This window comes from Prevotella sp. P4-51 (genome assembly GCF_002251455.1).
GTDB lineage: Bacteria > Bacteroidota > Bacteroidia > Bacteroidales > Bacteroidaceae > Prevotella.
Map to the genome: position 1 here is coordinate 103,998 of NZ_NPJM01000031.1, position 21,682 is coordinate 125,679.

18 protein-coding genes and 4 tRNA genes are annotated in these 21,682 nt (G+C 45.3%); 19 read left to right on the top strand and 3 right to left on the bottom strand.

Annotation, left to right across the window (positions count from 1 at the left end):
* The first annotated feature begins 52 nt into the window (after positions 1-52).
* From CIK94_RS03240 to CIK94_RS03285, 10 genes are all read left to right on the top strand, one after another.
* Positions 53-1,114: a hypothetical protein gene (locus tag CIK94_RS03240; protein WP_094421278.1), complete on the top strand. Its 1,062-nt coding sequence runs from the start codon at positions 53-55 to the stop codon at positions 1,112-1,114.
* 552 nt (positions 1,115-1,666) lie between these two features.
* Positions 1,667-4,255, top strand: coding sequence for a DNA gyrase subunit A (gene gyrA / locus CIK94_RS03245; protein WP_094385424.1), 2,589 nt, complete (start codon positions 1,667-1,669; stop codon positions 4,253-4,255).
* Between the two features lie 28 nt (positions 4,256-4,283).
* The gene (locus CIK94_RS03250) at positions 4,284-5,519 is read left to right on the top strand and encodes a hypothetical protein (RefSeq protein ID WP_022309593.1); all 1,236 of its coding nucleotides are present in this window, start codon (positions 4,284-4,286) and stop codon (positions 5,517-5,519) included.
* A gap of 113 nt (positions 5,520-5,632) precedes the next feature.
* The gene (locus CIK94_RS03255; RefSeq protein WP_144008284.1) at positions 5,633-6,697 is read left to right on the top strand and encodes a lipopolysaccharide assembly protein LapB; all 1,065 of its coding nucleotides are present in this window, start codon (positions 5,633-5,635) and stop codon (positions 6,695-6,697) included.
* A gap of 11 nt (positions 6,698-6,708) precedes the next feature.
* A complete protein-coding gene (locus CIK94_RS03260; RefSeq protein WP_094421283.1) occupies positions 6,709-7,902 on the top strand; it encodes a lipopolysaccharide assembly protein LapB in 1,194 nt (397 codons plus the stop codon).
* The gene (locus CIK94_RS03265; RefSeq protein ID WP_022309596.1) at positions 7,899-9,224 is read left to right on the top strand and encodes a DEAD/DEAH box helicase; all 1,326 of its coding nucleotides are present in this window, start codon (positions 7,899-7,901) and stop codon (positions 9,222-9,224) included. The genes CIK94_RS03260 and CIK94_RS03265 overlap by 4 nt, the downstream gene beginning before the upstream one ends.
* Positions 9,225-9,344: 120 nt before the next feature.
* Positions 9,345-10,412: a 3-phosphoserine/phosphohydroxythreonine transaminase gene (gene serC / locus CIK94_RS03270; RefSeq protein WP_022309597.1), complete on the top strand. Its 1,068-nt coding sequence runs from the start codon at positions 9,345-9,347 to the stop codon at positions 10,410-10,412.
* Positions 10,413-10,422: 10 nt separating this feature from the next.
* Positions 10,423-11,340 carry an NAD(P)-dependent oxidoreductase gene (locus tag CIK94_RS03275; RefSeq protein ID WP_094385415.1) on the top strand — a complete coding sequence of 306 codons (918 nt, stop codon included), beginning with the start codon at positions 10,423-10,425 and terminating at the stop codon, positions 11,338-11,340.
* A 69-nt stretch (positions 11,341-11,409) separates the two neighbouring features.
* Entirely contained in the window at positions 11,410-12,660 is a 1,251-nt protein-coding gene (locus CIK94_RS03280; RefSeq protein WP_094421285.1) for a DUF1015 domain-containing protein, read from the top strand.
* A complete protein-coding gene (locus CIK94_RS03285) occupies positions 12,653-13,240 on the top strand; it encodes a YigZ family protein (protein WP_022309600.1) in 588 nt (195 codons plus the stop codon). The genes CIK94_RS03280 and CIK94_RS03285 overlap by 8 nt, the downstream gene beginning before the upstream one ends.
* A 3-nt stretch (positions 13,241-13,243) precedes the next feature.
* On the opposite strand, the gene CIK94_RS03290 is transcribed toward CIK94_RS03285, so the two are convergent.
* A complete protein-coding gene (locus tag CIK94_RS03290; protein WP_022309601.1) occupies positions 13,244-14,335 on the bottom strand; it encodes a hypothetical protein in 1,092 nt (363 codons plus the stop codon).
* Between the two features lie 414 nt (positions 14,336-14,749).
* Here CIK94_RS03290 and CIK94_RS03295 point away from each other — a divergent pair.
* From CIK94_RS03295 to CIK94_RS03335, 9 genes are all read left to right on the top strand, one after another.
* Positions 14,750-14,822, top strand: a tRNA-Gly gene (locus CIK94_RS03295).
* A gap of 37 nt (positions 14,823-14,859) precedes the next feature.
* A tRNA-Leu gene (locus CIK94_RS03300) sits at positions 14,860-14,941 on the top strand.
* A gap of 28 nt (positions 14,942-14,969) precedes the next feature.
* Positions 14,970-15,053 (top strand) — tRNA-Leu (locus CIK94_RS03305).
* Positions 15,054-15,075: 22 nt separating this feature from the next.
* Positions 15,076-15,148 (top strand) — tRNA-Gly (locus tag CIK94_RS03310).
* Between the two features lie 42 nt (positions 15,149-15,190).
* Positions 15,191-15,754 (top strand): hypothetical protein, encoded by a 564-nt coding sequence (locus tag CIK94_RS03315; protein ID WP_094385409.1) that lies wholly within the window; start codon positions 15,191-15,193, stop codon positions 15,752-15,754.
* Positions 15,751-16,167: a single-stranded DNA-binding protein gene (locus CIK94_RS03320; RefSeq protein ID WP_094385407.1), complete on the top strand. Its 417-nt coding sequence runs from the start codon at positions 15,751-15,753 to the stop codon at positions 16,165-16,167. Before CIK94_RS03315 ends, CIK94_RS03320 begins: the two co-directional genes overlap by 4 nt.
* 17 nt (positions 16,168-16,184) lie before the next feature.
* A complete protein-coding gene (gldE, locus tag CIK94_RS03325) occupies positions 16,185-17,513 on the top strand; it encodes a gliding motility-associated protein GldE (protein ID WP_254046128.1) in 1,329 nt (442 codons plus the stop codon).
* A 2-nt stretch (positions 17,514-17,515) separates the two neighbouring features.
* Positions 17,516-18,121, top strand: a complete 606-nt coding sequence (locus CIK94_RS03330; protein ID WP_094421287.1) for a 4'-phosphopantetheinyl transferase superfamily protein — start codon at positions 17,516-17,518, stop codon at positions 18,119-18,121.
* A complete protein-coding gene (locus CIK94_RS03335) occupies positions 18,108-19,142 on the top strand; it encodes an esterase-like activity of phytase family protein (protein ID WP_094421289.1) in 1,035 nt (344 codons plus the stop codon). Before CIK94_RS03330 ends, CIK94_RS03335 begins: the two co-directional genes overlap by 14 nt.
* A 61-nt stretch (positions 19,143-19,203) precedes the next feature.
* On the opposite strand, the gene CIK94_RS03340 is transcribed toward CIK94_RS03335, so the two are convergent.
* Together CIK94_RS03340 and CIK94_RS03345 are read right to left on the bottom strand one after the other, a co-directional pair.
* The gene (locus CIK94_RS03340; RefSeq protein WP_094385399.1) at positions 19,204-19,647 is read right to left on the bottom strand and encodes an RpiB/LacA/LacB family sugar-phosphate isomerase; all 444 of its coding nucleotides are present in this window, start codon (positions 19,645-19,647) and stop codon (positions 19,204-19,206) included.
* A gap of 4 nt (positions 19,648-19,651) precedes the next feature.
* Positions 19,652-21,670 (bottom strand): transketolase, encoded by a 2,019-nt coding sequence (locus CIK94_RS03345; protein ID WP_094421291.1) that lies wholly within the window; start codon positions 21,668-21,670, stop codon positions 19,652-19,654.
* Positions 21,671-21,682: the final 12 nt, after the last annotated feature.

The following is a 21,682-nucleotide window of genomic DNA, read 5'->3' on the forward strand; positions in this document are numbered from 1 at the left end:
GCGTTGCTAAAGAATAAACTTTGTAATTTTGTGGACAATTTACAAAACAGTTATGAAGCTACATATATTTAACCCCGAGCACGATATAGCACTTGCATCTGACATGTTCAATTTCGTGGCCCCGCATGCAGGTCGCGAGATGCGCTCCGACCTGGGTTTTCTGCCTGCGCTGTGGGCCGAGGATGGCGATATGGTCCTTGTCGATGATATCGCATCGGCACTGAGCAGGGTCAGACACCTGGGTCGCTATGCCCATGATGTGGCTTTTGTGACTTACCAGGACCTGAAGCACCTTCCGCCACTTGAAGAGATATGTCCGTGGGGATGGGATAGGTCTTTGCGCTTTCAGTTGGAGCGCAATGGAATCGCTAAGGAACTGTTGCCAACCGACGCATATCTTGACAGCATCCGCGCGATGAGCCACCGCTGGTGGGCTGGCCAGAATCTGCTGAAAAAGCTCACTGAAGCAAATGACGAGCGAGTTGGCAGTTCTCGACTGATTGACAATATAAGCCAACTTGAGAACATCGGCTATACTTATGTAATGAAAGCGCCGTGGAGCAGTAGCGGGCGTGGACTCAGATATGTCGACCAACTCACTTCCCACCAACGCGGTTGGGCCAAGAATGTGATTGCGCGCCAGGGAGCATTGACCCTCGAACCCTACTATCGCAAGATAAAAGATTTTGCAGTAGAGCTGTACGCCTATCCCGATAGAATCGAGTATTTGGGATTGTCTGTGTTCCAGTCTTCCAATGGTTCGTATGTAGGGAACATCCTTGCGAGCGAAGAGGAGAAGGTGGAAATTATCTCCAAATATATCCCGTTTCATCGGGTGCAGTCGGCCATAGATGAACTATGTGCCATCCTGACCGATGAAATGGTCGGAAAATACACCGGACCGCTTGGCGTAGACATGATGATAGTCGATGAAAACGGCATAAAGCTGCACCCGTGCGTGGAGCTCAACCTCAGGCGCACCATGGGCCATGTGGCTTTGTCATTTAACCAAACCCAGACCGCCCCGCGCAAACTTATGCAGATTTCATATAGCAGAGGGTATCATTTCAGAGTGCTCGCAACTGCCGAAAACTGCTATCCGTCAGTGTGGTAATGAACACAGGACGCCTTCAGTCACCTACAATTGCACACGATTGTAAGACATCCGCTCGTAGGTTGTCTTAAACTTGTGTTCAAACCACGAAATGGCAAATTGGAATTCTGAAAAGATTAATGCGAAGTCTGAAATAACAGTTTCCTACCTTAATTTCATTCCATAGACCATCTGTAGGCTCTAAGTTCTGGGGACTCACATTATGCGCAGACGTCCATCAATTATCAAATGACTTGTGGTACTCGTCGGCACAATGACACGAACTCTTTATCCACGTTCAATTATCTCATCATCGCACTGTGTTCGTGGCTCAGCACACTCGATTATCCATTAAATAATACGAAAAAACACATTTGTTGATGCTAATAATGTTATAATTCATCAACGATGCGCTATTTTTTGCATAATTTGTTTTCACGGAAAGATATTTTTTTGTACTTTTGAACTCTGATAAAATATAGGAAAATCGCTTAGAACGCAAATAAATGCCCTTAAATGCGATTTCGACCATTTTAAGTCAGCAAAACAATTAGAATAAATATAAGTAAGTAAATGGACGAAAATCAGACAATCGATCATGATAGAATAATCAAGATCAACATTGAGGAAGAGATGAAGTCATCCTACATTGACTATTCAATGTCGGTAATCGTAGCTCGTGCCCTTCCAGATGTGCGCGATGGTTTCAAACCCGTACATCGCCGTATTCTCTATGGTATGCTTGGCATCGGCAATACCAGCGACAAGCCCTACAAGAAGTGTGCGCGTGTTGTTGGTGAGGTGTTGGGTAAGTACCACCCTCATGGAGACAGCTCGGTCTATGGCGCCCTCGTCAGAATGGGCCAGGAATGGAATATGCGCTATAAGCTCATTGATGGTCAGGGTAACTTTGGTAGCGTAGACGGCGACTCTCCTGCAGCTATGCGTTATACCGAGTGCCGCCTTGCCAAAATGGGTGAGCACGTGATGGATGACCTGAACAAGGACACGGTAGACATGACCAACAACTTTGACGACACCCTCGTCGAACCTTCGGTTATGCCCACCAAGATACCCAATCTGCTCGTCAATGGCGGTAACGGTATTGCCGTAGGTATGGCAACCAATATCCCCACACATAATCTGGGCGAAGTCATCGACGGCTGCTGTGCATACATCGACAATCCAGATATAGACACCGAGGGTCTGATGAAGTATATCCCTGCTCCCGATTTCCCCACAGGTGCCTATATATATGGTTTGGAGGGCGTCAAGCAGGCTTATGAGACCGGCCGTGGCCGCATCGTGATGCGCGCCAAAGCTGAAATAGAGACCGATGACAGTCATGACAAGATTGTAGTAACCGAAATTCCTTACGGTGTCAACAAGCAGCAGCTGATAGAGTATATCGCTGACCTCGTAAAGGAGGGCAAGATAGATGGCATCTCTAATGTGAACGACGAAACCGGTCGTCAGGGTATGCGTATCGTTGTCGATGTAAAGCGCGACGCCAATGCCAAAGTCATCTTGAACAAACTCTTTAAGATGACAGCCCTGCAGAGTTCATTCTCAGTCAACTGCATCGCCTTGGTCAACGGACGTCCACGCCTGCTTACGCTGCGCGAGTGCGTACATTACTTTGTTGAACACCGCCACGATGTTACCATCCGCCGTACCAAGTTTGAGCTGAAGAAAGCCCAGGACCGTGCACATATATTAAAAGGACTTATCATCGCGTGCGACAACATTGACGAAGTCGTACACATCATCCGTGCCAGCAAGACTCCCAGCGAAGCCAGAGTCAACCTGGAGAAGCGCTTTGAGATTGATGAGCTGCAGTCTCAGGCCATCGTAGACATGCGCTTGTCACAGTTGACCGGCCTCCGCGTCGACCAGCTGCACGATGAATACAACGAGCTGATGAAGCAGATAGACTACCTCAACCGCATTCTCACCGACGACTCGCTGTGCAGACAGGTGATGAAGGACGAGCTGCAGGAGGTCAAGGAGAAGTATGGCGACAATCGCCGTACCGAGATTATTCCTGCCGAGCACGAATTCAATGCCGAGGATTTCTACCCCAATGACCCCGTGGTTATCACCGTGAGCCACCTGGGCTACATCAAGCGTACTCCGCTCAGTGACTTCCGCGAGCAGGCTCGTGGTGGAGTAGGAGCCAAGGGCGCACAGACACGCGACAAGGACTTCATCGAATATATCTATCCTGCCACTATGCACCAGACCATGCTCTTCTTCACCAAGAAGGGCCGTTGCTACTGGCTGAAGTGTTATGAGATACCCGAGTATGACAAGAGCTCCAAGGGTCGTGCCATCCAGAACCTGCTCAACATTGAGCCCGATGACGCTGTGAACGCCTTCCTGCGTCTGCGCGGTCGTGGTCTGGAGGATGCCGAGTTTGTGAACAGCCATTACGTTGTCTTTGCCACCGCAAACGGTACAGTCAAGAAAACTTGTCTGGAAGCCTACAGCCGTCCTCGTGCAAATGGTGTAAACGCCATCCACATCACTGAGGGCGACGAGGTGGTTGATGTTCGCCTGACCAATGGCCATAACGAGCTCATTCTGGCCAATCGCAATGGTAGAGCCGTAAGATTCAACGAGAATGCAATCCGCACTATGGGTCGTGTATCGACCGGCGTACGCGGCATGCGTCTCGACGGTGATGACGATGCAGTAATCGGAATGATTGTGGTCAACGATGCCGACAAGGAGTCTGTAATGGTAGTAAGCGAGAATGGTTACGGCAAGCGTTCGCAGGTGGCCGACTATCGCATCACCAACCGCGGTGGTAAGGGAGTCAAGACCCTCGCCATCACTGAGAAGACCGGCCGTCTGGTTGCCATCAAGAATGTAACCGATGAAAACGACCTGATGATTATCAACAAGAGCGGCATTACCATACGTCTGGCTGTGGCTGATGTACGCATAATGGGCCGTGCCACACAGGGCGTGAGACTTATCAACCTGGCCAAGAAGAACGACATCATTGCAAGCGTTTGCAAGGTAATGAGTTCTGAACTTGAGGCAACTGTCGAGGAAGAAAGCCGCGCTGCCTGGTCGCAGAAGAACGATGAAATCATGAGCGACAACACCTCTATGCCGGTCGATGAAATCGAAAATGGTGAACCTACAGAAGAATAAAACAAATACAAACTAAAAATTAAATTTTATGAAGAAACTATTGATCGCTGTGTTGATGATGCTGGGCACATCCACAGTATTTGCAGGCGACAGTGAGGCTTTGAAGGCTATCTTGAAGGCCAAGACCTACGACGAGGCACAAAGCCTGGTAAAGTCAAGCGTGAACTCTCTCGCCAACGCAGCAGAGAAGGCCAAGGCTTACAATTACCTGGTAGACCTCGCCATGAAGAAGGTGAATCACGAGCAGGAAATCATCGCAGCCAATCAGTTGCAGCAGCAGTTGAATACAGGCAAGTATGAGGCTTATGACACACTGGGTTACTACAAAGCTCTTGAGCAGGCTTTTACCAACGCCATGGAGTGTGACAAGTGGGACAATATGCCTAACGAGAAGGGTAAAATCAAGCCCAAGTTCCATCAGGCCAACCAGAACAAGCTGGTCAACATGCGTACTGAGCTGATCAACGCCGGCCAGCTGCAGCCCGCAGACAACAAGAAGGCTGCTTTTGACTTCTTCTCTCTCTATGTAGACAGCTACTCTCATCCTCTCTTCAAGGAGGTTGACCGCACTGCCAACCCCGATAAGTATCTCGGTGAGGTTGCACGTGTTGCTGCCGTCTTTGCATTCCAGAACAAGGATATGGACAATGCCAACAAATATGTTGACATCGCTCTCAACGACACCGCTTCTTATAAGGAAGCCCTCAATCTCAAGATTTATCTCTCATCGCAGGACCTGAAGACCAAGGAGGACTCTGTCAAGTTTGCCAACACTCTGAAGACTCTCAACGAGAAGGATCCCAAGAATGATATGGTATTCAGCCAGCTCGCTGCTGTACTGCAGGCTTTGGGCGACAAGGACGGTGCAAGCAAGCTCATCGAGTCTCGCCTTGCTCTGAACCCCAATGACTATTCAGCTTTGGCTCTCAAGGCTCAGAACGCCATGAATGCTGCCACACAGGATCCTGCATTGTATGATGTAGCCATTGAGAACTTCAAGAAGGCCATCGCTATCAAGCCCAATGACGACGCGCTGATTTATACCTATCTTGCATTCAGCATCAATGCCAAGGCCGCTGCATGCCAGAACGCCAATGAGCAGAAGGTTCTTTGCCAGGAGAGTGTAACTTACCTGGAGAAGGCTCGTGAGTTGGACCCCAACCGTGAGCGCGCCAACTGGACCTATCCTCTCTACCAGTGTTATTATACGCTCTATGGAGCCGATGACGCTCGTACAAAGGAAATTGAGGCACTGACTAAGTAAAGGTTTAATCACTGATAAATACCGGGGTTGGTCGCCTAATCAATAGGTTGCCAACCCTTTTATTGTTTGAAGATATGATTAGAGATAATAGGACAAATGCGTATATAATGATTATGATGTTCCTTTCTTGCTGCGTCGGCAGCATCTGGGGAGATAACGTAAATCATGCAGCACAGGCAGACAAGGCAAACAGAGAGTTGCAGTTGCTTGTAGCCAAGTTGCCCGTATGCCGCGACAGTACCTATTATTATAGTCTTATCGAGAAGATAGTAGAAAAAAGTATAGAGTGCGACAGTCTGGACTGTCAACCCAATGCCAAGGGAAAGGTGAAGCCGCGTTATCGTCACACAAATTCATCCGTTGTGGGTAAACTCAGACGCAAATTGGTTGATGGTGGTATATATTATCAGGGGAAGGACCCGGTCAGAGGTCTGGCTTTGCTGCAGTTGTACATTGATACACAGCATCATCCCTTATTCGATAAGTCAAAGCAAGAGATTGGTCTGGCGGCATTGTGTGCCGGCAAGATGGCTTATGGTATAAAGGATTACAGCAAAGCGGAACGTATGGCAGATTTGGCTCTACAGCATATAGAGACCGCCAAGGACGCTGCCCAACTGAAAATATACTGCATGAAGATGCTGATGAAGACGGAAAAGGATGCGGTAATCTACATCAATTCTCTCTTGGCGCTTCACGAGAAAGACAGATCTAATCAAAACTATGTGGAATTGATTATACAGTATTATTCCGACAAGGGTCTTGCCGATGAATTGGCTCATTTTGTTGACCACGAACTGGAAAACTCTCCGCGCAACAAGATGCTTTGGGCTCTGAAAGGCGAAAGACACATGCAACTCCATCAGTGGGATACTGCAATAGATGCGTTCAAATGCGCAATTGCCCAAGATTCGCTGTTTCTCCCTGCTATTTATAATGTAGGTATCTGCTATACATCCAAAGCCATTCAGTTGAGCGACAAGCACAAAGAGGATAAAGACAAAGTGCAGATAGACTCAATAAACTCCCTGCTTGAAGAGGGCAAGGTATATCTCGAGCGCGCCAAAGAATTGGACCCGGCAAGGCATACGGTGGACTGGGCTCCGCCTTTGTATCAGATTTATTATGCGCTCAACGATAAACGCGCCGAAAATATAAAGAAATTGATTAAATACTAAACATAAGCACGATGAAAAGGATAACATTACTATTATGCATAATATGTATCTGTCTGCAAATCAATGCGCAGAAGAAAGAAATATCTTTGGCCAAAGACAATATCAAGAAAGGAACCAACCTGGAGCAGGCCGAGAGTAGCATGGCTAATCTCCTGAAAGATTCGGCCAATAGAAACAATGAGAAGATATGGCTCACACTCTATGAGGCCCAGAAGAAACAATATGAACAAGGCAATGAGAAGTTGTATCTGAAGCAAGATTACGATACAGCCAAGTTATTCTTGTCGGTCAAAAAGATGTTCCAGACTCTTGAAGGGCTCGACTCTGTGGACGCCCAGACCGACAAGAAGGGTAGAGTGAAACTCGTCTATCGCAAAAAGCATGCCGCTATGCTCGACGTACATCGCAGAAATCTCTACAATGGTGGCGCCTACTTTGTAAACAAGCAGAATTTCAAGGAGGCATACAATTTCTTTGATATGTACCTCAACTGTAGTATCCAGCCGCTGTTCACCGGTTACAAATACGGTGAAACCGACAAAAATATGCCTTCGGCTGCTTATTGGGCAGTCTATTGCGGTTACAAACTCCAAGACCCGAAAGCTACGTTTCATTATGCATATTGGGCATTAAAGGATACGGTACATTATCAATATATGCTACAGTATCTTGCCGAGACTTATAAAATGGAGAAAGACACGATGAGATATGTAAGTGTCTTGGAAGAAGGCTTCAAAAAGTATCCCCGCTTCCCGTTCTTTTTCCCACGTCTGATTGAATATTATACCAAAAATGAACAATATGACGCTGCGCTTTCTCTTTGTGATAAGGCCTTGCAAGTAAATGATAGCAGCAATCTATTCAAGTTCACCAAAAGTTCGGTGTTGCTTAGCTTGAAACGCTATAAAGAGTGCATCGACCTCTGCGATAGCGTCATTGCAAAAGACAGCACTATCCTTGGTGCATATCTCAATGCAGGTTTGTCCTACTTCAACCAAGCAGTAGAAGCAGACAAAGCTCTGAAACAAACTGACAAACAAAAGAAAGAAATCATACAGTTATATAAAAAGGCGTTGCCATACCTGGAAAAATACAGGAAGATGGTTCCTGACGAGAAGGGTCTATGGGGGCTTCCTCTATATACCATTTACTTGAACTTGAATATGGGCAAAGAATTTGATGAAATAGACAAACTCTTAAAATGAAAACAATCAATGAACTTACCGAAAAAATCGGTATAAATCATCTCAATGAGATGCAGGGTACTGTAGTCAAGGCTATTCAGCATACAACTGACAACATTATGGTTTTGTCACCAACTGGCTCAGGCAAGACATTGGCCTATATTTTGCCATTGGTATGCATGGTAGACACGGCTTCGGATGACTTGCAAGCGATAGTCATTGTCCCTGGACGCGAATTGGCTCTGCAGTCTTTGAATGTGTTGCGCAGTCTCGGCAACGATGTTCGCGGCTATGCATGCTATGGTGGTAGACCTACGATGGATGAACACCGTCAGCTCCGTCAGCTCAAGCCCCATATCATATTTGCTACTCCAGGAAGAATGAACGACCACATCGACAAAGACAATGTGGACGTCGACAGCGTCAAGTGGATAATAATAGATGAGTTTGACAAATGCCTCGAAATGGGCTTCCATGAGGAAATGTCTTATCTTATCAATCGTCTGCCCTTCAAAGCACGGCAGATACTTCTATCAGCAACCCCAGCTGAAGAAATGCGCCACCAGACCATCTTGAAAAGCAATTTCAAGGTGATGGACTTCATTCCCAAAGACGAACAGATTTCCGACAGAGTAAGTATATACCAAGTGCGTAGTCCTCAAAAGGACAAATTGGAAGTCTTGGGGAAACTTCTTTGTCAATTAGGCTCAGACAGTACTATCGTCTTCCTCAACTACAGGGATGGCGTGGAGCGTACTGCTAACTACTTGAAGGATTGCGGCTTTGTTGTCAGTTATTATCATGGTGGCTTGGAGCAGAAAGAGCGCGAAGCAGCAATCTACCGTTTCTCTAACGGTTCTTCCAATATACTAGTAAGTACTGACCTGGCATCTCGCGGTCTGGATATTCCCAATATCAAGAATATAATTCATTATCATCTTCCCGATACTGAAGATGCCTTTGTGCATAGGGTAGGGCGCACGGCTCGCTGGAATGCTATGGGTGACAGTTACTTCGTTCTGGGACCAGAAGAAAGCATCCCGGAATATGTGGAAGCTGAGATAAAGGAATTTACCCTGCAAGACGACATCACCACCATACCTCTGCCGACAATGGCCACGATTTATATCGGCAAGGGTAAAAAAGACAAGATATCCAAAGGTGATATTGTCGGTCTGTTGTGCAAAAAGGCAGAGCTTGAAAACAATGAGATAGGTCGTATTGATGTCAAGGATTATTATTCCTACGTTGCCGTTCCTTCGCAGAAATTATCGAGAGTTCTACAACGCTTGGCTGGAGAGAAAATCAAAGGCGTCAAGACGCGTTTTGAGCCCCTAAAATGAGAAAATGAACAAAAATTAAAGGTTTATCAAAAATTGTTAGGTATTTATTTGTTCATGCCGAATAAATCTCGTATTTTCGCAATATAAATCAACTTAACTATTTAATCAATATTGATTCGTATGGAAAAATACAACTTTAATGCAGGTCCCTCTATGTTGCCACGAGAGGTGATTGAGAACACAGCCAAGCAAATGTTGGATTTCAATGGTTGTGGTTTGTCTTTGATGGAGATTAGCCACCGCGCTAAGTACTTCCAGCCTGTAGTAGATGAGAGTGTTGCTCTTATCAAGGAATTACTTGATATACCAAGCGGATATTCGGTTATTTTCCTTGGAGGCGGCGCTTCTCTGCAGTTCATGCAGATTCCAGCCAACTTCTTGCTCAAGAAAGCAGCTTATGTGAACACTGGAACATGGGCAAAGAAGGCAGAGAAAGAAGCAAAACTTTTTGGTGAAGTTGTAGAAGTCGCCTCGTCTGCAGATGCAGGTTACACCTACTATCCTAAGGATTTTGAGGTTCCTGCTGACGTTGATTATCTGCACGTTACCACCAACAATACGATTTATGGAACGGAATACCGCAAGGACTTCGATGTAGACGTTCCACTTATCGCGGATATGAGTTCAGATATTATGAGCCGCCCGATAGACGTGTCTAAATATACGGCTATTTATGCTGGCGCCCAGAAGAATATGGCCATGGCCGGCGTTACCGTGGTTATTGTTAAAGACGATATGCTTGGTAAAGCTCCCCGCGAATTGCCCACAATGATAGATTATCGTACACATGTAGACAAGGGCTCTATGTTCAACACTCCTCCAGTTGTCCCCATTTATTCATTGATGGAAACTATGCGTTGGGTGAAAGCCCAGGGTGGTGTCGCAGAAATGGATCGCCGTGCAAAAGAGCGTGCTGATATGCTGTACTCAGAAATCGATCGCAACAAGCTGTTCCATGGCACAGTTAAGGAGGAAGACCGCTCATTGATGAACATTTGCTTCGTCATGAACGAAGAATACAAAGAGTTGGAGAAGGACTTCTTTGATTTCGCTACTGAGCGCGGCATGGTGGGCATTAAGGGCCACCGTTCTGTTGGAGGTTTCAGAGCGTCATGCTATAACGCACAGACCATCGAAGGTGTTAAGGCCATGATTAAGGCCATGCAGGATTTTGAGAATCAACATTAATATATTGGATATGAAAGTATTAGTTGCAACAGAAAAACCATTTGCAGCACCTGCGGTTGTAGGTATCAAGAATGAGTTGGAAGCCGCTGGAAACGAGGTTGTTTTTCTTGAGAAATATACAGAAAAGAGCCAGCTGTTAGAGGCCGTTGCTGACATAGATGCAATGATTGTCCGTTCAGACAAGGTTACTTCCGAAATTCTCGATGCAGCCAAGAACCTCAAGATTGTAGTTCGTGCTGGTGCAGGATATGATAATGTTGATTGCGCCTATGCCAAGGAGAAAGGCGTAGTTGTAGAAAACACTCCAGGCCAGAACTCCAACGCAGTAGCAGAACTCGTTTTTGGTCTGTTGGTATACGCTGTACGTAATTTTTATAACGGTAAAAGCGGTTCAGAACTTAAAGACAAGCGATTAGGTATCTTGGCTTTTGGTAATGTCGGCCGTAATGTTGCCCGCATTGCAAAGGGATTTGGTATGACAGTATCTGCATATGATGCATATTGTCCTGCAGAAGCAATAGAAGCAGCAGGCGTGCATGCATGTAGCAGCGTGGATGAGTTGTTCCAGAACAATGATGTGGTTTCATTGCATATTCCTGCTACCCCTGAGACAATCAATAGCATCGACTATCGCACGGTCAACCAGATGCCTAAGGGAGGAATCCTCATCAATACTGCCCGTAAGGAGGTTATCAATGAGGCCGAACTGCTGAAGCTCATGGCAGAGCGTACTGACATGAAATACATATCAGACATCAAGCCCGATGCCGACGAGGATTTCGCAAAGTTCGAAGGACGCTATTATGCCACTCCCAAGAAGATGGGCGCTCAAACTGCTGAGGCAAATATCAATGCAGGTATCGCCGCAGCGAGTCAGATTAACTCTTTCTTTGAAAAGGGTGACACCAAGTATCAAGTGAACAAATAATCTATAAAAGATCATCTCCTCCGCCATTGGTGGAGGGGATGTTTTTTCTTAACAAACCTAAACTTAATTATGGCAATCATCAAACCCTTTAAAGGTGTTCGTCCTCCTCAGCAATATGTCGAGGATGTAGAATCTCGTCCTTATGATGTTCTTGATTCAGAAGAGGCAAGAATAGAAGCAGGGGATAACGAGAAGAGTCTTTATCATATCATCAAACCGGAAATTAATTTTGAGCCAGGCACTTCCGAATACGACCCACGTGTTTATGAAAGTGCCAAAGAGAATTTTGAACTTTTCCAGAAGAATGGATGGCTGGTTCAGGATTCCGAGGAACATTATTATATATACGCCCAGACAATGAATGGCAAAACCCAATATGGTATTGTTGTTGGAGCATATGTAGATGACTATCTTAATGGCGTTATCAAGAAGCATGAATTGACACGTAGAGACAAAGAAGAAGACCGCATGAAGCATGTCAGAATCTGTGATGCCAATATGGAGCCTGTCTTCTTTGCATATCCTGACAATCAGACGCTTGACGCATTGCTGACAAGATATGCTGCGACCAAACCTGAATACGATTTCATAGCCCCCATTGACGGCTTCAGACATCAGTTGTGGGTTGTGTCTGACGCTGCAGACATCCAGACCATCACGGCCGAGTTTGCCAAGATGCCGAGCCTTTACATTGCCGATGGGCACCATCGTTCAGCAGCAGCTGCGCTTGTAGGTGCCGAAAAGGCAGGCAAGCATCCCAATCATACAGGAAGCGAGGAATACAACTACTTTATGGCAGTTTGCTTCCAGGCATCCCAGCTTACCATTCTCGATTACAATAGAGTCGTCAAGGATTTGAACGGTATGTCGTCAGCGGAATTCTTGGAAGCGCTAACAGCCGATTTCATCGTAGAGAAGAAGGGAGAGCAGGAATATCATCCCGCCCGTTTGCACGAGTTCTCGCTCTATCTTGATGGACTTTGGTATAGCCTTGTTGCCAAAGAAGGAACCTACGATGACAGTGACCCCATCGGCGTCTTGGATGTTGACATTTCTTCTCGATTGATACTGGATAAACTTCTCAATATTACAGACTTGCGCAGCGATAAGCGCATCGACTTCGTTGGCGGTCTTCGTGGATTGGGCGAACTCAAACGCCGTGTTGACTCCGGAGAAATGCGCATGGCATTAGCCCTCTATCCAGTGACCATGCAACAGATTATGGATATTGCCGACAGCGGCAAAATCATGCCTCCCAAGGCCACTTGGTTTGAACCCAAATTGAGAAGCGGATTGGTTATACACAAACTTGATGACTGACGAATATAAGACAATAACAGAAGTAATAGGCGAGGGATTCTACTCGGAGAAACGGAGTAAATTTCTCGCCTTTGCTCATCATGTAGAGACCATCGATGAGATTAAGGACATTCTGGCGTCATACCGTAAAAAGTATTATGACGCCAGACACGTATGCTATGCCTATGTGCTTGGTGCCGACAAGGCCGATTTCCGAGCCAATGATGATGGCGAGCCCTCATCCACGGCAGGCAAGCCCATATTGGGACAGATTAATTCTTATGACTTGACCAATGTGCTGGTAATTGTGGTCAGGTATTATGGCGGTGTCAACTTGGGAACCGGCGGCCTGATTGTCGCATACCGCACCGCAGCCGCCGATGCCTTGGACCACGCGACCATCGAAACCCGCCTGGTTGAGGAAGTCATAACCTATTCATTCCCATACCCTATGATGAATGCAGTGATGCGTGTCATCAAAGAGATGCAGCCGCGCATTGTATCGCAGACTTTTGATAACACTTGTTCCATTTCTATGTCGATACGGCAAGAAATGGCCCCGGTTCTGCGCGACAGACTTGAGAAATTATCTTTCGAATAACCACTAATTGTCGGTATTAAGAAAGATAATTCTCTCACATTGCGTTGCGCTGGATTTGGTTTTAGGAGTCATCAGATACCACTTGTATGGCTCTATATACAGCGACTGAACATTTTTACAGCTGCGCAGCTGATCTTTATAGAGTACATAGTTCCCCGTTTTACCCATTTGCGCCTTTTGGAAGACGCTATGCAGGGTTTGGTTGCCCACAGTCGTCTTGAGTCTCGTGCCAACAGAATTGTAGGTAAGAGTGACATTTTTGATATAATAAGGAGCCTCCTTCCAAGTGCCACCAATGAGATATGGCTTGTAACCTGTCATTTTGTCACCCTTTTTCAGCTTCTTGAAACCCACTTCGTTTGCAGTTCCAGAGACACCCTCATAAACTTCAACTCCTTCACCAAAAACTTCCCATGGGTCATCAATGGTAAAGGGGAGCACCAACGTGTTATAATAACCCACTTCAAATTTTCTATCGAACTTGATGGTACCCGTAAACTTTGTATTCGTCAAGTCGGTATTACCGTTGAGCTCCAGCACAGGGTCCTCGCCCTTCTCTTGGACTACATAAAATTTGATAGGAAGATAATCAGTAGAGCTTTTGTTAATCAGGCGATAGGTATATGCAGTACGATGAAAGCGCATGAACTTGCTCCCCACCTTGACATCAGTCACGCCATTGGCGGTTTCAAAGGTAATGGGGCTACGCGCGTCGGCAGTAAGGGCAAACATGAACTGCAAAACATTGTTAGATGAAATACTATTATCGACTATAGATACAAATGCATTTGACTCAGGCAAATATAGGTAGAACTTATCTTCGACCAGTTTTACCTTAAACATTTGAGTATTTGCAGCTAACTTATCAATTTCCTTATACGTAGCTGTGCCTTTGAAGTCATAGACAACATCACTTCTATCATCTCTACTAAGAACCAAATCATACAATTTAGTCTGTCTTTCACCAGTAACAAAGCAGTCTTGCCCATCTTTCAATCCGCTGGTAGCCTTGATTTGTTTGTATTCAAGGTTTTGTCCGCATATTGTCATCGCTACCAATAAGGCAGCTTGTAATAGATATAGTCGTTTTAGCATTGCTTATTTTTATAGCAAAGATAGTGCTTTTTATTGTTATACCAAAAGGGAACTGAGTATTTTTATCTTGGTTATTCATCAAAAGATAGTTTTTCCATCCAAAACCAAATGTCCGAAACAGCAATTATTTATCATTTCAAAGTTGAATTTATTCAAATCATAGCCTGAAATCGTCAGATAAAATCTCGCATTGAGCATTTCCCACTTGTAATTTTAGTATTTTTCGGTTTCGGGCAAAATAGGCTCGAATTTGCTGTTTATATAATATAATAAGGTGGCATTGTCGTATATGAGCAGAAGAATAGAAAAAATCAATGTTTTTATGAAAAAAAACTTGGAAAGACTTGCAGGTATAACAAAAAAGCACTACCTTTGCATCGCATTTAGAGAAATGCTCCTTACAAAAGGATTTATGCGGCAATAGCTCAGTTGGTAGAGCACGACCTTGCCAAGGTCGGGGTCGCGAGTTCGAGTCTCGTTTGCCGCTCACATTTTGGATAAAGCCAATAGAGAATTTTCTCAATGCCCAGGTGGCGGAATTGGTAGACGCGCACGTTTCAGGTGCGTGTGCCGCAAGGCGTGCAGGTTCGAGTCCTGTTCTGGGCACGGTTTTTATCTGAGATATTTATTTGTTGGAGGGGTGGCGGAATTGGTAGACGCGCTACTTTGAGGGGGTAGTGACAATTATGTCGTGGGAGTTCGAGTCTCCTCCTCTTCACAAATAAAAAATTATTTCTTGTGCGGCAATAGCTCAGTTGGTAGAGCACGACCTTGCCAAGGTCGGGGTCGCGAGTTCGAGTCTCGTTTGCCGCTCTTTTCTTGTCCTTTTTATTTTTAGAGAAACATCAAAATTAAATGAATTTATACATTAGATATTTCGATAAGGAAATTCTTGTTTATAGCGTTGAAGAAGCATTGGATTTTCTTCGTTCTATTCCAGAAGTTGATATTACCCCCAGTATGGAGAAAGACATACGTGAGTTTGCAAGCAACGATATGTTTTTCCCGAAGAGATATAAGGTTCGTCCACGCGTATATTTTATAATGATAAAGACGACCGCTCAAAACATGGATGATTTCAAGCAGAAGAAAGCTGTACGCCCAATGGTTCCAGGTATGAATGACCGCCGCGACTTGATAGCCTCTGTCACCACTAAACTTACTGAGATTCGCGAAGGATGGTATGAGGGTAGTTTGGATTTCAAGCGCGTTGTAATGGTTCCCAATACCGGCAAGCACGAATATAGAGATACCCATTTTGAGGTAAGGTGCAAAGCCGTGTCAGGCATGGACTGCTATAACCGGATGGTAGAATATCTGCGCCAGCGCGTCGACGCACGCAGCCAATTCCCTTCTGCCAAGGGTAAAAACTTTAAGTTCTCTTATTTAGGAAGATGGAAGGAGGAATGTGACTTATGAATAAAGTAATGTTGATAGGCAATGTGGGCAAAGATCCTGATGTGCGCTACTATGAGGCTGACCAGGCCGTAGCCCAAGTATCACTTGCAACCACCGAGCGCGGATACACCCTTCAAAATGGCACACAGGTGCCAGACCATACAGACTGGCACAATCTTGTCTTCTATCGCAACTTAGCCAAAATTGTCGAAAAATACGTCAAGAAGGGTGACAAGTTGTATATAGAAGGGCGCATACGTTACCGTTCGTATGACGACAAGCAGGGCAACCGTCGATATTTGACGGAGATTTTAGTGGAAAATATGGAAATGCTTACCCCGAAAACTACATCTCAGCCCACGCCCACAAGCGAACAGGGCAAGACTGATGGTGGCACTGCCTCTGCCGAAAACAACAAGGTACTTCCATTTTAATTAAGGTTATTCTGACATTGGACATTACATTTCTATCTGAAACATTAAGCGATGTACACTTGAATGCGCCATCCTTTGGCGTACTCTTTGCCTTTGTCATGGCAATATTGCTGTTGTTTGTATCTGGGTTTGCCAGTGCTTCCGAGATAGCATTCTTCAGTTTGTCTCCTTCTGATGTATCTGAACTCGAGCAGTCAAAGACCAAGAAGGACAAGCATATAAGTATGTTGCGCGAAGACAATGAGCGCACACTGGCAACCATCCTTATCGGTAACAATTTCGTCAATGTTACCATCATCATGCTATGCAACTATGCTTTTGGCAACTTAATCAGTTTTGGCGCCAAGGCTTATTGGCTGCAGTTTCTGAGCCTTACTGTCATCCTTACATTCCTGTTGCTCCTTTTCGGCGAGATTATACCCAAGGTCTACAGTCGGCAGAATCCTTTAGCATATTGCCGAGTATCAGTTGGAGGAATAATGTTCATGCGCCGGCTCTTTTGGCCGCTCGAAACGATACTTATCAAGAGCGGCATTTTCTTGGAGAAGATGGTACACAAGGAAAACCAGCATCTGAGCATGGATGACCTGGAACAGGCATTGGAGTTGACTGACAAGAATGAAATCAAGGACGAAAAGAGCATCCTGCAAGGCATCATCCGCTTTGGCGATGAGACGGCGAAGGAAATTATGACCAGCCGACAGGACATTGTCGATATAGACATTCGTAGCTCGTTTTCTGAAGTGATGTCATGTATCCTGGAAAACAACTATAGTCGCATTCCTGTCTATCAGGACAATGATGACAACATACGCGGTATTTTGTATATCAAGGATCTGCTGCCTCACGTCTCCAAGCCGGCCAATTTCAGATGGCAGAGTCTGATTCGCTCGGGTTATTTTGTCCCCGAAACCAAAAAGATAGACGACTTGTTGCGCGAATTCCAAGAAAACAAAATCCATATTGCCATTGTGGTAGATGAATTTGGCGGCACCTGCGGCTTGGTTACGCTTGAGGATATTCTGGAAGAAATAGTAGGCGAAATCAATGACGAATACGATGATGACGAAAAAACGTATTCCAAGATTAATTATAATACCTATCTCTTTGAGGGTAAAACACTGCTAAGTGATTTGAGCCGAATTCTTAATGTCGATGACGACGCCTTCTGCGATGTGGAAGGCGATGCTGATACTCTGGCAGGAATGTTGCTCGAAATCAAGGGAGACTTCCTTAGCCTGCATGAACGCATAGACTACAAGAATTACACCTTTGAAGTAATGGAGCTGGAGGGTAGACGCATCAGTAGGGTAAAGGTTATCGTACACGATTTGCACAACAATTGACCATGCCACTTATAAGTATTGACGCAATCGCACCTCAATGCCATATGGGATTGTGGCGGATAGAAGACACCATAGACGATATAATAGCAACTGACAATCGGTTGGCTGGCGTGATTGATAAGATTGAGCATTTCCATTCAGAATCAAGACGCAAAGAAGTGCTGGCCGTCTATGGATTATTGTTTGCGATGACAGACAATCCCTGTTTACGTATTGAGCATGACGATTTGTCACGACCAGTAATCGACGGCTATCATGTCAGCATAAGCCATACCCGTGGCTATGCGGCACTGCTGCTCTCAACTCGGCACAAGGTGGCTATAGACATCGAATTCATCAGCAATAGGGTAGAGCGTGTCGCTTCCAAGTTCATCAGAAATGATGAGGTGGCAGACTCTCTCTATGCGAAACTCATCCATTGGAGCGCAAAGGAAACGATTTATAAGCTATTTGCTAACGAAAACTTGGATTTCTTTGATATGCGAATCGCCCCATTTGATCAGCGGGAAGAAGGAGATATCGAGGTAGATGACCTGAAAATAGAAAAGAAACAGTCGGTGCATTATCTTTGCAATGACAAATATGTGCTTACCTATGCAGCGATTTAGAAAACTCTGTCTGGCTATTTACCTTCTTCTGACATCAATAGCCACTCATGCGGAAAGCCGGGATACTATACAAATAATCCGTATAAATCCGCAACATTCCTTCCCCTTATCTGTCAAAGCAGGTAACTATAGTGGCATAACCTATTTGGGCAACAATGAATATCTCGTTGTCGATGACAAATCAGCATCAGATGGTTTCCATCTGTTTACTATAGAGATAGATAGCTTGACCGGAAATATTCTGTATGTATCCAATCATGGTTTTGTGTCATCGGGCATGTCCAACCGAGACGGTGAGGGGATAGCTTATATCAAGCCTATCAATTCGGTACTGATAAGCGGAGAGGCTGTTAATAGAATCTTGGAATATAGTCTGGATGGAACACCTACCGGACGAGAGGCCGAAATACCAGAAATCTTCAAGAATTCTGCTGCAAACATGGGGTTTGAAGCCTTGGGATATTCCGAGTCTATGCATCGCTTATGGACCTGTAATGAAAGCCCATTGAATGGAGATGGGGGTAGGGCTGAAGTCAACAACCCGATTGAAAACCGATTACGTTTTCAATCTTTCAGTGACTCTCTTAAGGCTATGGAGCAATACGTTTACAAAATGGACAAACCTATTGCCAGAAAACCTTCCAAGTATTATGCCATGGGCGTCTCGGCCATAACACCTCTTGCCGACGGGTCACTGCTTGTTTTGGAACGAGAATTCTACGTTCCCCCAATGCTTATGGGTAGTTTTGTAAACTGCAAGATTTATCAAGCCTGGCCCTCAATGCCTATAACGCATGATAAAGAAATCACAGCAGACGAAACACCTGTTATGGATAAATTCCTTTTGGCGGAATGGAAAACTAACATAGGACTTTTCAAACGAAATATTGCCAATTATGAAGGCATGTGCTTGGGCCCACAACTTGCCGATGGCTCGCAAGTTGTAGTCTTGGTGTCAGACTCACAGGGGCAATATGCGAATACACTAAAGGACTGGTTCAAAACCATTGTCATAAAATAGACAGTAAAATAAAAAAGTGCCAATGCAAAGCAATGGCACTTTCATATTAGTTGTAATTTACTTAATCCTGAACAGGAATCTTCTTGACACGGCGCTCATGACGACCACCTTCAAATGTGGTTGCAAAGAACTTGTTCATTATGGCTTCAGCCGTCTTGTTGTCTATAAAGCGACCAGGAAGAACCAATACATTTGCATCGTTGTGCTGACGAATAAGGCCGGCAATCTCAATACACCATGCCAATCCTGCGCGAACTGCCTGATGCTTGTTCAAGCAAATCGCCATACCTTCTCCACTGCCGCATATAGCAATGCCTGGATAAACTTCGCCACTTTCTATACCTTTAGCCAACTCGTGAGCGAAATCAGGATAGTCAACACTTGAGTCACTATATGTACCATAATCTTTGTAAGAATAACCTTTCTTCTCAAGATAATCGATAACAAACTGCTTTAATGGATAGCCTGCGTGATCGCAAGCGACTCCGACTGTCTTTACGTCCATAGTTTTAATTGTTTAGAAGTTCTTTAACTTGGTTATATACATTCTGGGCTGTGAAGCCTAACTTTTCATCCAATACCTTATAAGGAGCAGAGAATCCGAAGCTGTTAAGACCGAATACCTTGCCATTCTCACCTACAAGACCTTCAAGAGTGACAGGAAGTCCGGCTGTGAGACCAAAGCGCTTGACACCTGTGGGCAGAACCATCTGCTGGTATTCTTTGCTCTGTCGACGGAACAATCCTTCTGATGGCACGCTCACGATACGAACCTTAATGCCATCTTGGCGCAGAAGTTCTGCACCGGCCTGCAATGTTGACACTTCAGAACCGCTTGCAAGCAGCACCACATCAAACGCCTCATCTGAGCCAGCCACGATATATGCACCCTTGCGAGCTTGCTGATAATCGTTGCCTTCGGGCAAATTCTTGATTCCTTGACGTGAGAATATCAATGCTGTCGGCGTATCCATATTCTCCATTGCCATCTGCCAACATACTGTAGCCTCATTGGCATCAGCAGGACGGAATACGCGAACCGAATCCTTGCCGTGATGATTTTTCAGTTTCTCCATGAGTCTGATTTGAGCCTCTTGCTCTACTGGTTCATGGGTAGGTCCATCTTCACCGACACGGAACGCATCATGAGTCCAGATAAACTTGATTGGCACTTCCATCAATGCCGCCAATCTGACAGCAGGCTTCATATAGTCAGAGAATACGAAGAATGTTCCACATGCAGGAATGACTCCGCCATGGAGATACATACCTATACACATGCAAGCCATAGTAAGCTCGCTGACGCCTGCCTCAAAGAACGCACCTGTGAAATCGTCCTTGCTAAGATCATGTGTCTTCTTCAAGAAACCATCGGTCTTGTCGGAATTAGACAAATCGGCAGAGGAACAAATCATATTGGGTACCTGTTCGGCAAGAACGCCCAAGCAAGCCGCCGATGCTGCACGAGTAGCGATGTCTGGCTTTTGGATAAGACCACTCCAATCTATCTGAGGAGCATTGCCCGAGAACCAAGTGTCCTTAAGCTGAGCCTTATCCGGATTTTCTTCTGCCCACTTCTTTTCTGCCTTTCTACGCTCGGCAACGATTGTTCTCAATTCATTGGCCCGATTGGCATAGAGAGCTTTTACTTCGTCGAAAATAACAAATGGATCATCAGGATTTCCACCAAGAGCAGTCACCGTATTGCGGTAAGCATTCCCACCAAGGGGGGCGCCATGAGTCTTAATCGTATTTTCATAACTTGAGCCATCTTCTTTGAGGGCGCCTTTACCCATAATGGTTTTGCCGATAATAAGAGTCGGGCGATGTTGCTCAAGATTGGCCATGTCAAGTGCATGGCGAATTTCGTCGGCATCATTTCCATTGATAGTAATAACATTCCAACCCCATGCTTCGTATTTTGCTTTGGTATCTTCCTGCATTACGACTTTACATTCGGTAGAAAGCTGAATATCATTAGAATCATAGAACATGATAAGATTGTTGAGCCCGAGAAGTCCGGCCAATCTACCAGCACCTTGGGAAATCTCCTCTTCTATGCCACCATCTGAAATATAGGCATAAATCTTATGCTGCATAACGGTTTTCCCGAGACGTGCCTCCAAGAACTTTTCGGCAACTGCAGCACCCGCTGCAAATGTGTGTCCCTGACCTAACGGACCTGATGTATTCTCAATACCACGGCAGATGTCACGTTCTGGATGACCTGGAGTAGGAGAGTCCCACTGGCGGAACTGCTTCAACTCGTCTATTGTAAATTTTCCCTGTAAGGCAAGTGCAGAATATAACATGGGCGACATGTGCCCGGGATCAAGGAAGAAGCGGTCACGTCCTGTCCACGTTGCATCATCTGGATCATAAACCATATACTCGGAAAAAAGCACATTAATAAAATCTGCTCCGCCCATAGCACCTCCAGGATGGCCTGAATTAGCTTTCTCTACCATAGAAACAGCCAAAATGCGGATATTGTCGGCTGCACGGTTCATAACTTTCGTTTCGTTCATTATATAATAAAA